The organism is Xylophilus sp. GOD-11R, from assembly GCF_033546935.1.
GTDB lineage: Bacteria > Pseudomonadota > Gammaproteobacteria > Burkholderiales > Burkholderiaceae_C > Xylophilus.
This window is the reverse complement of record NZ_CP137854.1, coordinates 3857944-3873822: the sequence shown is the minus strand read 5'-3', so window position 1 is coordinate 3873822 and position 15879 is coordinate 3857944. Positions and strand designations below refer to the sequence as shown.

Below are 15879 nucleotides of genomic sequence, written 5' to 3'. Positions count from 1 at the left end.
TCCAGGCAAATCAACCACTTACGGCAGCACAACGGTGAAAGACATTATAGGGGGCAAAACCGGGGCATCGGCGGCGGCGGTGAAAATCGTCGTGGTCGACGAGGAGTCCGCCGGCCAGCGCCTGGACAACTTCCTGCTGCGCCATCTGAAGGGAGTGCCCAAGACCCATGTCTACCGCATCATCCGCAGCGGCGAGGTGCGGGTGAACAAGGGACGCGCGTCCGCCGACACGCGGGTGCAGGCCGGCGACGCGGTGCGCTTGCCGCCGGTGCGCGTGTCGGCCGAGCCGGACCCGGAAACCGTGCGCGCGGTGCCGCCGCGCGAATTCACCGTGCTGCACGAAGACGACTTCGTGCTGGCGATCGACAAGCCGGCCGGCACAGCGGTGCACGGCGGCAGTGGCGTCAGCTTCGGTGTGATCGAGCAGTTGCGGCGTGCCCGGCCGCAAGCCCGTTTTCTAGAACTGGTGCATCGGCTGGATCGCGACACCTCGGGCATCCTGCTGATCGCCAAACGCCGCTCCGCGCTGACGCGGCTGCAGGACCAGTTCCGAGAGCGCGCCACCGACAAGACCTACCTGGCCCTGGTCAGCGGCGCCTGGCCGGCGCGGCTGAAGGTGCTCGACCAGCCGCTGCGCAAGTTCCTGCTGGCCGACGGCGAGCGCCGCGTGCGCGTGACGACGCCGGACGACCCCGACGCCATGCGCGCCATCACGCTGGTGAAGCTGCGCTCCACCGCGCCCGCGCGACCGGAGGTCGGCCTGCCGACGCTGAGTCTGCTGGAAGTGACGATCAAGACCGGGCGCACGCACCAGATCCGGGTGCACCTGTCGTCGGCGGGCCACGGTATCGCGGGCGACGACAAATACGGGGACTTCGATCTGAACCATCGGCTGCAGAAGGCCGGGCTCGGCCGCATGTTCCTGCACGCCTGGCGGCTGCAGTTCGATCATCCGTCGACCGGCGAGCGGGTCGCGCTGCAGGCCGACCTGCCGCCCGAGTTGGCTGCGTGGGAACCGACGGCGCCCTGACGCCTGTCATCGACGGGTTCTATAGTGGCGGACTACATGCCCGAATCTCCGACCTCCTCTCTTTCCGCCCCGCGTTTCGGCCTCGTCGTATTCGACTGGGACGGCACGCTCTACGACTCGACCGGCATCATCGTGCGCTGCATCCAGGCGGCGGTGCGCGACGTGGGCGGCACCGTGCCCGACGACCGCTCGGCCGCTTACGTGATCGGCATGAGCCTTGGCCAGGCGCTCGCCCACGCGGCGCCGGACGTGCCGCCCGAGCGCTATCCGCAGCTCAACGAGCGCTATCGCCACCACTACCGCAAGCACCACGATGATCTGAGCCTGTTCGACGGCGTGCTGCCGCTGCTCAACGCGCTCAAGGAGCGCGGCCACCAACTGGCCGTGGCGACCGGCAAGAGCCGGCGCGGCCTCGACGAGGCGCTCGACTCGGTCGAGTTGCGTGGCATGTTCGACGCTTCGCGCACCGCCGACGAAACCGCCGGCAAGCCCGATCCCCTGATGCTGCACGAGCTCTCGGCCGATCTCGGCGTGCCGCCGGCCGGCATGCTGATGATCGGCGACACGACGCACGACCTGCTCATGGCTAGAAACGCCGGCTGCGCCAGCCTCGGCGTGAGTTACGGCGCCCATACGCCGGAGGCGTTCGGCGCGCTCGGGCCGCTGCATGTCGCCCATTCGGTGGCCGACCTCTCGGCCTGGATGACGGTCAACGGCTGAAGGAGGCCGCGATGCACGGATTGTTCGACGACGAACCCCCTCCGTCCGGCATCGCGCTCTGCGGCAGTGACGAACTGCAGGACGGCGGTCGTGCCGTCGGTTTCGATGTCCGCTACGGCGGCCAGACCTGCACGGCGTTTGCGGTCCGCTACCGGGGAACGCCCGTCGCCTACCTCAACCGTTGCGCGCACGTCGCGGTGGAACTCGACATCGAAGCCGGCCGTGTCTTCGACGATTCAGGCCACTGGCTGTTGTGCCAGTTCCACGGTGCGGCCTACGACCCGGGCTCCGGCCGGTGCGAGCACGGGCCGTGCCGGGGCGGCCTGGTCAAGATACAACTAAGCGAGTCCGGCGGAGTGGTGCGCTGGCATACTGCCTTCAACCTGAAACCTGTCGAGTTTTAAAGCGATGTCGTCGTCCGATCCTGATTTCCGCGATCCCCTGGAGCCGGCACCGCCACCCCCGCCGCCGCCTCCGCCCCCGCCGCCCGTGCCCACGGGTCGCCGCGCGTCGGACAACCAGAACTGGGAGCGCACCACGCTCGAAAAGCTGGCGTTCGCCGCGATCGCCGAGCAACGTTCCGCGCGCCGCTGGAAGACTTTCACGCGGCTTTCCTGGCTGCTGGTGCTGATCGTCGCCGGCTGGCTGCTTTTCAGCCGTGCGCAGCCGACCACGGCCAAGACCACCGCGCATACCGCGGTGATCGACATCAAGGGCGAAATCGCCGATGGCGCCGAAGCCAGCGCCGAATTCGTCAATGCTTCGATGCGCAGCGCCTTCGAGGACGAGGGCGCCCAGGCCGTGGTGTTGCTCATCAATTCGCCCGGCGGCAGCCCGGTGCAGGCCGGCATGATCAACGACGAGATCCTGCGACTCAAGGCCAAGTACAAGAAGCCGATCTACGCGGTCGTGGAAGAAAGCTGCGCGTCGGCGGCCTATTACATCGCCGCCGGTACCGACGAGATCTTCGTCGACAAGGCCAGCGTCGTCGGCAGCATCGGCGTGCTGATGGACGGCTTCGGCTTCACCGGCCTGATGGACAAGGTGGGCGTGGAACGGCGCTTGCTCACCGCCGGCGAGAACAAGGGGTTTCTCGATCCCTTCAGCCCGATGAGCGATAAACAGCGCGGCTACGCGCAGGCGGTGCTCGACCAGATTCACGGGCAATTCATTGCCGTCGTTCGCAAGGGGCGCGGCGAGCGTCTGAAGGAAACGCCGGAAACCTTCAGCGGCCTGTTCTGGACCGGCCAGGAAGCCGTGGCCATGGGCCTGGCCGACAAGCTCGGAAACCTGGACTACGTCGCCCGCGAAGTGGTCAAGGCCGAGGAGGTGGTCGACTACACCCGCCACGACAACGTCGCCGAGCGCCTGGCCAAGAAGTTCGGCGCGGCGATGGGCGAGTCGGCCGTGCGGTCGCTCGGCTACCTGCCCGCCATTCGCTAACGTCCGATCGCGAACACCGCCGGTGTCTGGTTGTCCGGGCCGGCCGGCGTGCGTTTCCAGGTTTTGACGTCTGCGCTGCGGGTGCGGCCGTCGGGCAGCGTCAAGCCCCAACTGACGGACAGCCGCGCGTTGGGCTGCAGCGAGGCCACCAGCGCCTGCAACAGGGCGGCGTTGCGGTAGGGGGTTTCGATGAAGAGCTGCGTCTGACCGGTGCGCAAGGCAATCGACTCCAGTGCGCGGATGCGATCGGTGCGTTCTGTCGCGTCTTGGGGCAGATAGCCGACGAAAGCGAAGTTCTGGCCGTTCAGGCCGCTCGCCGCCAGGGCGAGCAGGAGGGAAACCGGGCCGACCAGCGGTTTGACCGCCAGACCCAGATCGTGTGCCGCCCGAACCACCGACGAGCCCGGATCGGCGACTGCCGGCATGCCGGCCTCGCTGAGCAATCCGACATCGTGGCCCTGCAGGGCGGCCGCCAGCAGCGGCCGGGCGTCGAAACCGCCGTGGTGATCGCCCTTTTTGTGCACCTCGCGCGGCAGTTCGACGATGTTCTGTGCCTGGATGGTGGTTGCCAGCGGATGGATCGCGTCGATCCGCTTGAGATAGGCGCGGGCGCTTTTGGCGTTTTCGCAGATCCAGTGGGTGATGCCGGCGGCAGCGCGCAAGGTGGCGTCGGGCAGTGCGTCGGTCAGCGGCGACTGCACGGCGCAGCCGAAGTCCAGCGGGGCGGGAACGAGATAGAGATGGCCGGGCGTCGTCATCAGAAAACCAGTCCACCGGCGCGCAGCAGCCGGCAGGTGCGGATCAGGGGAAGACCGATCAGGGCAGTCGGGTCGTCGTTTTCGATCGATTCGAGCAGGCTGATGCCCAGGCCTTCGCTCTTGGCGCTGCCGGCACAGTCGTAGGGCTGTTCGGTGCGCAGGTAATGCTCGATCTCGCTGTCGGACAGATCGCGAAACCGCACGCGAACGGCGGCGAGTTCGGACGCCTCGAAGGCCGACGCCGCGCAGACCACGCTCACGGCGGTCTGGAAGACGACGGTGCGCCCTCGCATGCGCCGCAGTTGTGTGACGGCGCGGGCGTGGTCGCCGGGTTTGCCGAGCGCTTCGCCGTCGAGGTCGGCGACCTGGTCGGAGCCGATCACCAGCGCCTCGGGATGCATCCGCGCCACGGCACGTGCCTTGGCCAGCCCGAGCCGCCGTGCGAGCGCCTCGGGAGCTTCGCCCGGATGTGGCGTTTCGTCGACATCCGGAGCGGCGACCTCGAACGGCAATCGCAGACGCTGCATCAACTCACGCCGGTAGACGGACGTGGAGCCGAGCACCACGCGGCGGCCGCCGGAGGGCCGCGACAACAGGCTGGCGGAGGGCAGGGGATCGGAGGAATGCATGGCCCGATTCTCTTACACTGATTCGATGGAAAAAGACTTCACGCCCGACAGCCTGGACGTTCCCGCGTTCGCCCGATCCGGCGCACGCCTGGAGGCCGTCGACCCCCTGGCCCGATACCCGCGGCTGGTCGAGGACATCACCGGCGCGCCCGAAGGGCATTCGGTGCAATGGCTCGCAACGGGTGAATGGCGCGATGCCACGGGAACCGTGGGCGTGCCGTGGCTCGCGCTGTCCGGCGACGCCGTCTTGCCGATGACCTGCCAGCGTTGCCTGCAGCCGGTGGAAATGCCGGTGGCGTTCGAAACGCGCTTCCGCTTCGTGGCCGACGAAGCCACTGCCGACGCCGAAGACGACGAATCCGAGGAAGACCTGCTGGTCATTCGCCGCGACCTGCCATTGCGCGAGCTTGTCGAGGACGAGCTCCTGCTCGCGATGCCGCCGGTGCCGTTGCACGAGGCCTGTCCGGTCGCGCTGCCGACCTCGGTGGAAGACCCGGATTTCGCGGCTGCCGAAGAGGCGCGGGCCCATCCATTCGCTGTGCTCGCGGGCCTCAACAAAGGCAAGCTTGGCTAGCTTGCACGCGGCGGGCTATAATCGCTGGCTACGCGCAAATTCACGAGGCTGAACGAATGCGGTCCCGGCACTTGAGCCGGGTCCCCCTTGACGGTCTTGGAGCGCATCCAACCCACCTACCGAATGCAGGAGCCATCATGGCAGTTCAGCAAAACAAGAAGTCCCCGTCCAAGCGCGGCATGCACCGTTCGCACAACGCCCTGACGGTGCCGGGCATCGCAGTGGAAGCCAATACCGGCGAAACCCACCTCCGTCACCACATCAGCCCCAACGGTTTCTACCGTGGTCGCCAGGTTCTGAAGAACAAATCCGAAGCCTGATCGACGCTGCCGCCCAGGCCCGCGCTACTTTTTCCGTAGCTCGGGCCTTCGTTTTGATGGCTGCCATTTCTTCGTTTCCGCGCCTGGCACTGCTGCCGTGCCGCTGCGGTCTTTCGGAAAGCCTTTCATGATCACGCTCGCCGTCGATTGCATGGGGGGCGACCACGGGCCGCGCGTCACCCTGGCCGCCTGCCGGCAGTTCCTGGAACACTATCCAGACGTCAGCCTGTTGCTGGTGGGGCAGCCCGACAAGCTCGCCGGCTTCTCCCATCCGCGCGCGACCATCGTCGCGGCCAGCGAGGTCGTCACCATGGACGACGCGGTCGAGGTCGCGCTTCGCCGCAAAAAAGATTCGTCCATGCGCGTCGCGATCCAGCAGGTGAAGAACGGCACGGCCCAGGTCGCCGTGTCGGCCGGCAATACCGGTGCCCTGATGGCCATCGCCCGCTACCTGCTCAAGACGCTCGACGGCATCGAGCGTCCGGCCATCGCCACGCGCATGCCCAATGCCAAGGGCTTGGCCACGACGGTGCTCGACCTTGGCGCGAACGTCGACTGCACCGCAGAGCATCTGTTGCAGTTCGCGGTGATGGGCTCGGCGCTGGCGTCGGTGATCAACGGTGACGAGCAACCGACCGTAGGCCTGCTCAACATCGGCGAAGAAGCCATCAAGGGCAGCGAAGTCATCAAGGAAGCGGGCGAATTGTTGCGTTCTGCCGGCAATTCCGGCGACCTCAACTTCTTCGGCAACGTGGAAGGCAACGACATCTTCAAGGGCACGGTCGACATCGTGGTCTGCGACGGTTTCGTGGGCAATGTCGCGCTGAAGGCGAGCGAAGGGCTGGCGAGCGTCATCGTCGGCTTCCTCAAGGAAGAGTTCTCGCGCAACGCCCTGACCAAGCTGGCCGCGCTCGTGGCCTACCCGGTGCTGAACGCGCTGAAGCGGCGCATGGACTACCGGCGCTACAACGGTGCGGCGCTGCTCGGACTGCGTGGCCTGGTGTTCAAGAGCCACGGCTCGGCCGACGAGATGGCGTTCGAACAGGCGCTGGCGCGGGCCTATGATGCGGCGAAGAACAACCTGCTCGAGCGCGTCCAGGCGCGCATCGCACACGCCGCGCCGCTGCTGCGCCCGCGCGATGCGACTATCGTCGACGTCAGCACCACGACATGACCATTTTTTCCCGTATTGCCGGCACCGGCAGTTTCCTGCCCCCGCGTCGATTGACCAACGCCGACCTGGCCGCCGAACTGGCCACCCGCGGCATCGAGACTTCCGACGAATGGATCGTCGAGCGCACCGGCATCCGTGCCCGGCACTTCGCCGACGAAGGCGTCTCCAGCAGCGACCTGGCCCTGCAGGCCTCGCTGCTTGCGCTGGAGGCGGCCGGCATCGGCCCGGCCGACATCGACTTGATCATCGTGGCGACTTCCACGCCGGACATGGTCTTTCCGTCGACGGCCTGCATCCTGCAGAACAAGCTGGCGCAGTCGTCCGAATCGGCCAAAGCCATCCTCGGCTGCCCGGCGTTCGACGTGCAGGCGGTATGCAGCGGCTTCGTCTATGCGCTGACGGTCGCCGACGCCATGATCAAGAGCGGCACGGCGCGCCGTGCGCTGGTCGTCGGTGCGGAAGTGTTCTCGCGCATCCTCGACTTCAACGACCGTACGACCTGCGTGCTGTTCGGCGACGGCGCCGGTGCGGTGGTGCTGGAAGCCAGCGACAAGCCCGGTATTCTGGCGAGCGATCTGCACGCCGACGGGCGCCATGTCGGCATCCTTTGCGTGCCCGGCCATGTGTCGGGCGGCGCGGTGCTCGGCGATCCGCTGCTCAAGATGGATGGTCAGGCCGTCTTCAAGCTGGCGGTCGGCGTGCTCGAAAGCGCGGCACGGGCGACCCTGGCCAAGGCCGGCAAGTCCGATGCCGACATCGACTGGCTGATCCCGCACCAGGCCAACATCCGCATCATGCAGGGCACCGCCAAACGCATGAAGTTGCCACTGGATAAGCTCGTGGTCACCGTCGACGAGCACGGCAACACGTCGGCCGCCTCGATTCCGCTCGCACTCGATTTCGCGATTCGTACCGGACGTGCGCAGCCTGGCCATACCGTCATGCTCGAGGGCGTCGGCGGTGGATTCACCTGGGGTGCGGTGTTGCTGACGCTGTAGCATCCGCCGCCGACCGCGCCAGGCGGCTTTTTCCTTCTTCTCTTCATTCCGTTTCTGTGCAGGATTTCGCCGCATGACATCGTTCGCTTTCGTTTTCCCGGGTCAGGGTTCGCAATCCGTCGGGATGCTGGACGCCTGGGGCGATCATCCGGCCGTGGTCGAGACGCTCAAGGAAGCCTCCGATGCGCTGGGTGAAGACATCGGCAAGTTGATCCACGAAGGCCCCAAGGAAGCGCTGGCCCTCACCACCAATACCCAGCCGGTCATGCTGGTGGCCGGTGTCGCGGCCTGGCGCGCATGGAAGGCCGAAGGCGGAGCCGATCCGGCGGCGGTCGCCGGCCATTCGCTCGGTGAGTACGGCGCATTGGTCGCCGCCGGCGCGCTGACGCTCACCCAGGCGGCCCCGCTGGTGCGTTTCCGGGCCCAGTGCATGCAGGAAGCGGTTCCGGTGGGCGTCGGTGCGATGGCCGCCATCTTGGGGATGGAGGCCGCGCGCGTGGCGGAGATCTGCGCCGAGGTGACGGCCCGTCTGGGCGGCGCCGAGACGGCCGAGGCGGTCAATTTCAACGATCCCGGTCAGACGGTCATCGCCGGCACCAAGGCCGCGGTAGACGAAGCCTGCGTGGCGCTCAAGGCGGCCGGAGCCAAGCGTGCATTGCCCTTGCCGGTTTCAGCCCCGTTCCATTCCAGCCTGATGAAGCCGGCCGCCGAACGCCTGCGTGAGCGACTCGCCGCCATCGACATCGCCTCGCCGTCGATCCCGGTCGTCAACAATATCGACGTCGCCGTGCAGGATTCGCCGGACGCGATCCGGGATGCGCTCTATCGACAGGCTTTTGGCCCGGTTCGCTGGGTCGAGTCCGTCGCCGCCCTGCGCGGCCGTGGCATCGCGCACGTGGTCGAATGCGGCCCCGGCAAGGTGCTCACCGGCATGACCAAACGCATCGACGCGGCGCTGGGTGCCAGCGCTGTCTATGATCCCGCCACCCTGGCTGAAACCAAGGCCCTGCTGGGCTGATCGCCTCAGGGCATTTTCGAGATTAAGGAATCCATCAGCATGTCCGACATCAGTTATGCCGGCCAGGTCGCCCTCGTGACCGGTGCCACCCGCGGCATCGGTGCCGCCATCGCTGCCGAACTGGCAGCGCGTGGGGTAAAGGTGATCGGCACGGCCACCAGCCAGGAAGGCGCGAGCCGCATCGACGCGGCGCTGGCGCCCGGCGGTGGCCACGGCTGCGTGCTCGATGTCACGAAGATCGCCGAACTCGACGCCCTGGTCGACCAGATCGTGAGCGCCCATGGTGGTCTGCAGATTTTGGTCAACAACGCCGGCATCACCCGCGACAACCTGGCCATGCGCATGAAGGACGACGATTGGGATGCGGTCATCGACACCAACCTCAAGGCGGTCTTCCGACTCTCCCGCGCTGTGATCCGCCCCATGATGAAACAGCGCTATGGCCGCATCATCAGCGTCACCAGCGTGGTCGGTGCGTCCGGCAATCCGGGCCAGGCCAACTACGCCGCCGCCAAGGCAGGCCTTGCCGGCATGTCGCGTGCGCTCGCCCGTGAACTCGGCTCGCGCAACATCACGGTCAACTGCGTGGCTCCGGGCTTCATCGACACCGACATGACCGCGTCGTTGCCGGAAGTTCAACAGAAGGCGCTGCTGGGCCAGATCCCGCTCGGCCATCTCGGCAAGCCGCACGATGTGGCGCATGCGGTGTCTTTCCTCGCGAGCCCCCAGGCGGCCTACATCACCGGCCAGGAACTGCACGTCAACGGCGGCATGTTCATGGCCTGATCACCGCCAGCATCCATCAACCTCACCCCGCCGTTCGATCCGGGCGGCTACTGCGCAAGCCTTCGAAGGCGTGCCGGCTAAAATCCCGGATTCATCTACAACCCTAGAGAGGGAATCCATGAGCGATATCGAAGCACGTGTCAAGAAAATCATCGCCGAGCAACTCGGCGTGGAAGAGTCCCAAGTCACCAGCGAAAAGGCCTTCGTGGCCGACCTGGGCGCCGACTCGCTCGACACGGTCGAACTCGTGATGGCGCTCGAAGACGAATTCGGCATCGAAATTCCGGACGAAGATGCCGAGAAGATCACCACGGTGCAGAACGCGATCGACTACGCCAACACCCACCAGAAGGCCTGAGTTCGGCGCAGTTTCCGTCGGTGTCGATCAGGCCACGTGCCTGATGTTCGTCGCGGATCGCGCGCTGTTTCTCGACCTTCGGGTCTTATTCATTTTTGCGCTTCCTTGAAGAAGGTTTTCACCGCATGAGCCGTCGACGCGTCGTCGTGACCGGTCTGGGCTGCGTCACCCCCGTGGGCAACACGGTGGCCGACGCCTGGACCAACATCCTCGCCGGAACTCCTGGCATCGACTTCATCACCCAATTCGATGCGAGCAATTTCGCCTGCAAGTTCGCGGGTGAAGTGAAGGGCTTCGATGTGACCCAGTACATGCCGGAGAAGGAAGCCCGGCACATGGATCGTTTCATCCATCTCGGTGTCGCGGCTGCCGCGCAGGCGGTGCTGGACAGCGGCTTGCCGACCGGCGATGCGCTGGACGAAGAGGCCGCCACCCGTATCGGTTGCAACATCGGTTCGGGCATCGGTGGTCTGCCGATGATCGAGCGGACCCATGCCGAATTGGAAGGCCGCGGTCCACGCAGGATTTCCCCCTTCTTCGTGCCGGCTTCGATCATCAACATGATCTCCGGCCACGTCTCCATTCGCTTCGGCTTCAAGGGCCCCAACGTATCGGTGGTGACCGCCTGCACGACCGGCTTGCATGCGATCGGTCTGTCGGCCCGCATGATCGAGTACGGCGATGCCGACGTCATGATCGCTGGCGGCGCGGAAGCCACGGTTTCGCCGCTGGGTGTCGGCGGCTTCACCGCGCCGCGTGCCCTTTCCACCCGCAACGACAGCCCGCAGACCGCGTCCCGTCCCTGGGACAAGGATCGTGACGGCTTCGTGTTGGGCGAGGGCGCCGGCGTGCTGGTGCTCGAGGAATACGAACACGCCAAGGCCCGTGGCGCCAAGATCTACGCCGAAGTCTCCGGCTTCGGCATGAGTGCCGACGCCTATCACGTAACCTCGCCCAGCGTCGGTGGTCCGCAGCGGTCGATGCAAATGGCATTGCGCAATGCAGGCGTCAATCCGGACCAGGTCGATTACGTCAATGCGCACGGTACCTCGACCCAGATCGGCGACGTCAACGAATCCAACGCCATCAAGGCGGCATTGGGTGACCACGCCTACAAAACGGTGGTGAACTCCACCAAGTCGATGACTGGTCACCTGCTGGGCGGGGCGGGTGGCATCGAGAGCGTCTTCACGGTGCTGGCGATCCACCACCAGAAAAGTCCGCCGACGATCAACATCTTCGATCAGGATCCCGAGTGCGACCTGGACTACTGCGCCAACACCGCGCGGGACCTGAAGATCGACGTGGCGCTGAAGAACAATTTCGGCTTCGGCGGTACCAACGGTTCGCTGGTGTTCAAGCGCTTTGCCTGACCTTCGTGCCGGCACACCCGCTTATGACGTCGTCACCGATCGATTTTCTGCGGCCCAGGGTCTGATACTGCATCGCCGCACGCTGCAGACCCATGCATAGCGCCGCCTCGGTCGCCTACCCGGTCTTGCGTTCGCGGCGGGAGGCCGTCTGCTTGGCGATGATGTGGCTGCTTGGCGCGGCGCCGGTCGTCGGTTGGCTGGCCGGCACACGGACTTCGGTGTGGGCCGGTCTGCTGGTGGGCGGCTGGACGATCGGCGTCGGCCTGGCGGCGATGATCCAATGGCTTTGTGGCCGGCCCCGCATGTTGCGGTGGAACGGTGAGGCCTGGTCGATCGACGAATCGGTCCCGTCCACGATCACGGACAAGCCCTTGATCGAGAGCGCTTCGATCAGCGTTTCCCTCGATCTCCAGTCGTCCATGCTGTTGCGGCTCAAGCAGTCGGGCAGGCTCCCGGCCTGGGTTTTCGTCGATCGGTCGGCGGCACCCCAGCGCTGGCATGCACTGCGTTGCGCCGTGACGGCCGCGCAGGCGGACGCGCTGTCGCCCGCCCGGACCAGCGCGCAGGGAGCGGCATGAGCGAGCAGCCCGAGAATCCGCCCGCGCCCGTCATCGTCATACCCGACGATCCCGCGACCGCAGCCGACAGCGACCTGTTGCTCGTTCAACGGACCGTCGCCGGCGACCAGCGCGCCTACGGCTTGCTGGTGCTCAAATATCGGCGTCGAATCGAACGCCTGATCGGTCGCATGGTCCGCGATGCGGAGCTGGTCGAGGACATCGCGCAGGAAACCTTCATCCGGGCCTACCGCGCGCTGCATCAGTTTCGCGGCGATGCGCAGTTCTATACCTGGCTCTACCGCATCGCGGTCAACACGGCCAAGAAATCCCTGGTCGACATGCGGCGCAATCCCGTGATTTCGGAGAACGCGTTACGTTCCGGAGCCGACGACGATGAAACTTCCGCGTTCGACCATGAACTAAGCAGCGACGAGACACCGGAAACGGTGTTCGCGGCGAAGGAAATCGCCGCGACGGTGAATGCGGCGATGGACGCCCTGCCCGAGGATCTGCGTCAGGCGGTTACGCTGCGGGAAATCGAGGGATTGAGCTACGAAGAGATCGCGGAAGCGATGGATTGTCCGATCGGTACGGTTCGTTCGCGGATCTTCCGGGCGCGGGAGGCGATATCTGCGAAGGTGCGTCCCCTACTCGAAAGCCGATCCGGCAAACGGTGGTGACGACCGGAATGAACCGTGGTGCCCGCATGGAGACAGCGAAGGCTTGGCCCAAAACGACGGCAGGTGCAGCAATGATCAGCAATCAACAAACCCAGATACTTCCCGAAGACGATGCGATGTCGGCCCTCGCCGACGGCGCGTTGCGGGGCGAGGCGTTCGCCGTGGCCCTGGACGCGCTCGGCGCCGACGGCCAGGCCCGTGCCCGCTGGCATGCGTATCACCTCATCGGCGACACCCTGCGCTCGCCCAGCCTGGCCGATGGCAGCTCGGACCTCGATTTTCTCGCGCGCCTCGAATCACGACTGGCGCAGGAGCCGGCCCGCACGGTCGGCGCACCTGTCGCCGCGCCCGTCGTGGTGCCGCAGCCCGGTCGGAACGCGGCGAACGCGGATGTGTTTCGTTGGAAGGTCGCTGCCGGGTTCGCGTCGCTCGCGGCGGTCGCGGTCATCGGCTGGCAAGTTCTCCAGGCCGGCGCTCCCGAACAGACAGGAGCCGCGCTGGCCCGGGCCGTGCCGGCGGGTGGCGACATTCAGACGGTACGGGTCGAGCTCCCGGTGGCCAATGAAACGTCCAACGAGGCGCCGCCCGTCATGCTGCGCAACGCGCAACTCGACGAACTGCTCGCGGCGCACAACCGCGCCGTGGGCGGTTCGGCGCTGCAGAGTCCCGCGCGCCTGGTCCGCAACGTGAGCGTCACCGATGACGCTCCGCGCTGATGCCGCGATGGGCCGAAAAGGCCGGTGAGAACCTCGAACCCATGAGCGCGACACTGCTGAGAAGACTCCTCCGGCGCCTGCCCACCTTGTGCCTGCTCGGCCTGTGTACCGCCGCCGCCGCACAGACCTCGTCGGAGCCCGCAGCGGCCGACGTCGATGGCCGGTCGCGAACCGAACCCGGCAATCACGGCAACCAGGCCTCCATCACCCAGGTTCTACAACGCGCGCGCGAGGCGGCGCGCAAGAAGACCTACACCGGCACCTTCGTGGTCTTGTCGGCCAACGGAGCGATGGCCAGCTCGCGCGTCTGGCATCTGTCGGAGGCCGGTCAGCAGATCGAGCGGATGGAGTCGCTCACCGGCACGCCCCGCCTGGTCTTCCGGCGCAACAACCAGGTCACGACCTATCTTCCCGATACCCATACCGCCCGGCTGGAGCAGCGCGACACCGTCGGGCTGTTTCCGCATCTGGCGCGCGTCCACGCCGGAGTGGTGGGTGAGTTCTACCTCGTCAAGCCGGGCGGAACCGAGCGCGTCGCTGGATTCGATACCGACGTGTTCCAACTGATGCCTCGCGACGCCGCCCGGTACGGCTACCGCCTCTGGGTCGAGCGGCGCTCCGGTTTCGCGGTCCAGCTCCAGACGCTCGACAAGCACGGCCACGTGCTGGAGCAGGCCGCCTTCTCCGATCTCCAGTTCGATGTGCCCTTGCGCGCGGACAAGATGCAGCAGGCGATGGGCAACATCGGCGCCTACAAGCTCGAGAAGCTCGAACGTGTCCGTACCTCGGCCGAAGCCGAAGGTTGGCTCGCCCGGGCGGCGGTACCGGGCTTCGAGTCCCTCGATTGCTACAAACGTGCACCAGGCAATGTGCCAGGTGCCGTCCAATGGATTTTTTCGGACGGCCTCGCCACCGTGTCCCTTTTCATCGAACCGTACGGCGAAAAGCCCCGGCAGGAATGGCGCAGCATGGCCGGCCTGACGCAGATGCTCGGTCGCCGTGTCGCCGGTGACTGGTGGCTCACGGCCATGGGCGAGGTTCCGCCGCAAACCCTGGATGCATTCGCCGCGATTCTCGAGCGGCGCCCTTGAGATTGGAAATATGAAGATGCTGTCGATCGAACGCCATCACCGGCGCATGAACGCCTCCAGCCGCTTGCTGACGGCCGTGCTGGGCTCGACCCTGCTGTTTTCCGGTCTGCCGGCGCAGGCTCAGGCCGTGACCGCGAGCCCGCCGGTGGTAGCCAGGAGCTTGCCGGACTTCGCCGATCTGGTGGAGCAGGTGGGGCCTTCGGTGGTCAACATCCGCACGCTCGAACGGGTGTCGCCCAATGCGCAGATGGGGGACATGGATGAAGACATGCTCGAGTTCTTCAAGCGCTTCGGCATTCCGGTCCCCAAGGCGGTGCCGCGTCCCAAGCAGCAGCCGCGCAACCAGCCCGCGCCGCAGCCCGACGAAGAGCAGCCGCGCGGCGTCGGCTCGGGCTTCGTGCTCACCCCGGACGGCTTCGTCATGACCAACGCCCACGTGGTGGACGGTGCCGACGAAGTCATTGTCACGCTGACCGACAAACGCGAATTCAAGGCCAAGATCATCGGCGCCGACAAGCGGACCGATGTGGCGGTGGTGAAGATCGAGGCGACCGGCCTGCCGGCCGTGCGCATTGCGCCCGATCTCGCCAAGCTCCGCGTCGGTGAGTGGGTGATGGCGATCGGCTCGCCTTTCGGCCTGGAAAACACGGTAACGGCCGGCATCGTCAGCGCCAAGCAGCGCGACACGGGCGAATACCTGCCCTTCATCCAGACCGATGTCGCGATCAACCCGGGCAACTCGGGCGGTCCCTTGATCAACCTGCGTGGCGAGGTGGTCGGCATCAACAGCCAGATCTATTCGCGCTCCGGCGGCTTCATGGGCATCTCGTTCTCCATCCCGATCGACGAGGCGATTCGCGTCAGCGACCAGCTCCGGCAATCCGGCCGGGTGTCCCGTGGCCGCATCGGCGTCGAGATCGACCAGGTCAGTCGCGAGGTCGCGGAGTCTCTCGGCCTGGGTGCTGCACGCGGCGCGCTGGTGCGCGGCGTGCAGTCCGGATCTCCTGCCGAGAAGGCGGGCGTCGAACCCGGCGACATCATCGTGAGGTTCGACGGAAAAACGATCGAGCGGCCGAGCGATCTGCCGCGCCTGGTTGGTGGAACCAAGCCGGGCACCAAGAGCACGCTTGGCGTGTTCCGCCGCGGTGCTACACGTGATATCGCGGTGACCATCGCCGAGATCGAGCCGGACGAGGTCGCCGCGGCGCCCGCGCCCGCAAAAGCGGAGAAGGCGCCGGCTTCGAGTGCCGGGAAAGTATTGGGATTGGCCGTGAGCGAACTCACCGCCGCCCAGAAGAAGGAACTCAAGCTCAAGGGTGGCGTCCGGGTGGAAAGCGCTACCGATGGCGCCGCCCGAGCCGGCGTGAAAGAAGGTGACGTCATCCTTGCTGTCGGCAATGCGGAAGTTTCGACCGTGAAGGAATTCGAAGCAGCGCTTGCCAAGCTCGACCGGAGCAAGGTGGCGAACGTTTTGGTGCGACGCGGTGAGTGGGCTCAATATCTGCTGATCCGTCCCACCAAATGACGGCCCTAAGCCCTTCGAAATCGAGTGGTCTTGCGGGTCTTTACCGATTCAGAGTGCGCCCGATGTGCATTTTGAAGTGTTCGCTTGCTACCGACGCTAAATTTTGTCATGCAGAGTTTCGATAGA

Annotated in this window: 19 protein-coding genes; 17 read left to right on the top strand and 2 right to left on the bottom strand. The window is 66.1% G+C overall.

What is annotated here, in order from left to right:
• Positions 1 to 34 precede the first annotated feature (34 nt).
• Genes R9X41_RS17980 through R9X41_RS17965 form a run of 4 tightly spaced genes read left to right on the top strand, consistent with a single transcriptional unit; the run spans position 35 to position 3193 of the window.
• Complete coding sequence (locus tag R9X41_RS17980) at positions 35 to 1030, top strand: RluA family pseudouridine synthase (RefSeq protein WP_318631808.1); 996 nt, start codon at positions 35 to 37, stop codon at positions 1028 to 1030.
• 36 nt (positions 1031 to 1066) lie between these two features.
• Positions 1067 to 1750, top strand: coding sequence for an HAD family hydrolase (locus R9X41_RS17975; RefSeq protein ID WP_318631807.1), 684 nt, complete (start codon positions 1067 to 1069; stop codon positions 1748 to 1750).
• Positions 1751 to 1761: 11 nt separating this feature from the next.
• On the top strand, positions 1762 to 2154 hold the full coding sequence (locus tag R9X41_RS17970) for a Rieske (2Fe-2S) protein (protein ID WP_318631806.1): 393 nt from the start codon (positions 1762 to 1764) through the stop codon (positions 2152 to 2154).
• 4 nt (positions 2155 to 2158) lie between these two features.
• On the top strand, positions 2159 to 3193 hold the full coding sequence (locus tag R9X41_RS17965) for a S49 family peptidase (protein WP_412556622.1): 1035 nt from the start codon (positions 2159 to 2161) through the stop codon (positions 3191 to 3193).
• Here R9X41_RS17965 and R9X41_RS17960 read toward each other — a convergent pair.
• Together R9X41_RS17960 and R9X41_RS17955 are read right to left on the bottom strand one after the other, a co-directional pair.
• Positions 3190 to 3951, bottom strand: coding sequence for an SAM-dependent methyltransferase (locus R9X41_RS17960; RefSeq protein ID WP_318631804.1), 762 nt, complete (start codon positions 3949 to 3951; stop codon positions 3190 to 3192). The genes R9X41_RS17965 and R9X41_RS17960 overlap by 4 nt on opposite strands.
• Positions 3951 to 4580, bottom strand: coding sequence for a Maf family protein (locus R9X41_RS17955; protein WP_318631803.1), 630 nt, complete (start codon positions 4578 to 4580; stop codon positions 3951 to 3953). Before R9X41_RS17955 ends, R9X41_RS17960 begins: the two co-directional genes overlap by 1 nt.
• Before the next feature lie 25 nt (positions 4581 to 4605).
• On the opposite strand from R9X41_RS17955, the gene R9X41_RS17950 reads away from it, so the two are divergent.
• The 13 genes from R9X41_RS17950 (at position 4606) to R9X41_RS17890 (ending at position 15753) form a co-directional block, all read left to right on the top strand.
• Positions 4606 to 5154, top strand: a complete 549-nt coding sequence (locus tag R9X41_RS17950) for a YceD family protein (protein WP_318631802.1) — start codon at positions 4606 to 4608, stop codon at positions 5152 to 5154.
• A gap of 137 nt (positions 5155 to 5291) precedes the next feature.
• Positions 5292 to 5474, top strand: a complete 183-nt coding sequence (gene rpmF / locus R9X41_RS17945) for a 50S ribosomal protein L32 (protein ID WP_160551565.1) — start codon at positions 5292 to 5294, stop codon at positions 5472 to 5474.
• 127 nt (positions 5475 to 5601) lie between these two features.
• Positions 5602 to 6648, top strand: coding sequence for a phosphate acyltransferase PlsX (gene plsX / locus R9X41_RS17940; RefSeq protein ID WP_318631801.1), 1047 nt, complete (start codon positions 5602 to 5604; stop codon positions 6646 to 6648).
• Entirely contained in the window at positions 6645 to 7646 is a 1002-nt protein-coding gene (locus R9X41_RS17935; RefSeq protein ID WP_318631800.1) for a beta-ketoacyl-ACP synthase III, read from the top strand. Before plsX ends, R9X41_RS17935 begins: the two co-directional genes overlap by 4 nt.
• Positions 7647 to 7719: 73 nt before the next feature.
• Positions 7720 to 8664 carry an ACP S-malonyltransferase gene (gene fabD, locus R9X41_RS17930; protein ID WP_318631799.1) on the top strand — a complete coding sequence of 315 codons (945 nt, stop codon included), beginning with the start codon at positions 7720 to 7722 and terminating at the stop codon, positions 8662 to 8664.
• A 39-nt stretch (positions 8665 to 8703) separates the two neighbouring features.
• The gene (gene fabG / locus R9X41_RS17925) at positions 8704 to 9450 is read left to right on the top strand and encodes a 3-oxoacyl-ACP reductase FabG (protein WP_318631798.1); all 747 of its coding nucleotides are present in this window, start codon (positions 8704 to 8706) and stop codon (positions 9448 to 9450) included.
• A 118-nt stretch (positions 9451 to 9568) separates the two neighbouring features.
• A complete protein-coding gene (gene acpP, locus R9X41_RS17920; protein ID WP_048441207.1) occupies positions 9569 to 9808 on the top strand; it encodes an acyl carrier protein in 240 nt (79 codons plus the stop codon).
• Between the two features lie 125 nt (positions 9809 to 9933).
• The gene (fabF, locus tag R9X41_RS17915) at positions 9934 to 11181 is read left to right on the top strand and encodes a beta-ketoacyl-ACP synthase II (protein ID WP_318631797.1); all 1248 of its coding nucleotides are present in this window, start codon (positions 9934 to 9936) and stop codon (positions 11179 to 11181) included.
• Positions 11182 to 11273: 92 nt separating this feature from the next.
• Positions 11274 to 11759, top strand: coding sequence for a hypothetical protein (locus R9X41_RS17910; RefSeq protein ID WP_318631796.1), 486 nt, complete (start codon positions 11274 to 11276; stop codon positions 11757 to 11759).
• Complete coding sequence (gene rpoE / locus R9X41_RS17905; RefSeq protein ID WP_318631795.1) at positions 11756 to 12421, top strand: RNA polymerase sigma factor RpoE; 666 nt, start codon at positions 11756 to 11758, stop codon at positions 12419 to 12421. Before R9X41_RS17910 ends, rpoE begins: the two co-directional genes overlap by 4 nt.
• A gap of 71 nt (positions 12422 to 12492) precedes the next feature.
• Positions 12493 to 13137, top strand: a complete 645-nt coding sequence (locus R9X41_RS17900) for a sigma-E factor negative regulatory protein (RefSeq protein WP_318631794.1) — start codon at positions 12493 to 12495, stop codon at positions 13135 to 13137.
• A gap of 41 nt (positions 13138 to 13178) precedes the next feature.
• On the top strand, positions 13179 to 14228 hold the full coding sequence (locus R9X41_RS17895; RefSeq protein WP_318631793.1) for a MucB/RseB C-terminal domain-containing protein: 1050 nt from the start codon (positions 13179 to 13181) through the stop codon (positions 14226 to 14228).
• A 16-nt stretch (positions 14229 to 14244) separates the two neighbouring features.
• A complete protein-coding gene (locus tag R9X41_RS17890) occupies positions 14245 to 15753 on the top strand; it encodes a Do family serine endopeptidase (protein ID WP_412556713.1) in 1509 nt (502 codons plus the stop codon).
• Positions 15754 to 15879: the final 126 nt, after the last annotated feature.

What these genes read in the sequence shown, in the direction of transcription:
- R9X41_RS17975 (WP_318631807.1), top strand. Translation starts at nt 1,067, where the DNA reads ATGCCCGAATCTCCGACCTCCTCTCTTTCCGCCCCGCGTTTCGGCCTC.
- R9X41_RS17970 (WP_318631806.1), top strand. Translation starts at nt 1,762, where the DNA reads ATGCACGGATTGTTCGACGACGAACCCCCTCCGTCCGGCATCGCGCTC.
- R9X41_RS17965 (WP_412556622.1), top strand. Translation starts at nt 2,159, where the DNA reads ATGTCGTCGTCCGATCCTGATTTCCGCGATCCCCTGGAGCCGGCACCG.
- R9X41_RS17960 (WP_318631804.1), bottom strand. Translation starts at nt 3,951, where the DNA reads ATGACGACGCCCGGCCATCTCTATCTCGTTCCCGCCCCGCTGGACTTC.
- R9X41_RS17955 (WP_318631803.1), bottom strand. Translation starts at nt 4,580, where the DNA reads ATGCATTCCTCCGATCCCCTGCCCTCCGCCAGCCTGTTGTCGCGGCCC.
- R9X41_RS17950 (WP_318631802.1), top strand. Translation starts at nt 4,606, where the DNA reads ATGGAAAAAGACTTCACGCCCGACAGCCTGGACGTTCCCGCGTTCGCC.
- rpmF (WP_160551565.1), top strand. Translation starts at nt 5,292, where the DNA reads ATGGCAGTTCAGCAAAACAAGAAGTCCCCGTCCAAGCGCGGCATGCAC.
- plsX (WP_318631801.1), top strand. Translation starts at nt 5,602, where the DNA reads ATGATCACGCTCGCCGTCGATTGCATGGGGGGCGACCACGGGCCGCGC.
- R9X41_RS17935 (WP_318631800.1), top strand. Translation starts at nt 6,645, where the DNA reads ATGACCATTTTTTCCCGTATTGCCGGCACCGGCAGTTTCCTGCCCCCG.
- fabD (WP_318631799.1), top strand. Translation starts at nt 7,720, where the DNA reads ATGACATCGTTCGCTTTCGTTTTCCCGGGTCAGGGTTCGCAATCCGTC.
- fabG (WP_318631798.1), top strand. Translation starts at nt 8,704, where the DNA reads ATGTCCGACATCAGTTATGCCGGCCAGGTCGCCCTCGTGACCGGTGCC.
- acpP (WP_048441207.1), top strand. Translation starts at nt 9,569, where the DNA reads ATGAGCGATATCGAAGCACGTGTCAAGAAAATCATCGCCGAGCAACTC.
- fabF (WP_318631797.1), top strand. Translation starts at nt 9,934, where the DNA reads ATGAGCCGTCGACGCGTCGTCGTGACCGGTCTGGGCTGCGTCACCCCC.
- R9X41_RS17910 (WP_318631796.1), top strand. Translation starts at nt 11,274, where the DNA reads ATGCATAGCGCCGCCTCGGTCGCCTACCCGGTCTTGCGTTCGCGGCGG.
- rpoE (WP_318631795.1), top strand. Translation starts at nt 11,756, where the DNA reads ATGAGCGAGCAGCCCGAGAATCCGCCCGCGCCCGTCATCGTCATACCC.
- R9X41_RS17900 (WP_318631794.1), top strand. Translation starts at nt 12,493, where the DNA reads ATGATCAGCAATCAACAAACCCAGATACTTCCCGAAGACGATGCGATG.
- R9X41_RS17895 (WP_318631793.1), top strand. Translation starts at nt 13,179, where the DNA reads ATGAGCGCGACACTGCTGAGAAGACTCCTCCGGCGCCTGCCCACCTTG.
- R9X41_RS17890 (WP_412556713.1), top strand. Translation starts at nt 14,245, where the DNA reads ATGCTGTCGATCGAACGCCATCACCGGCGCATGAACGCCTCCAGCCGC.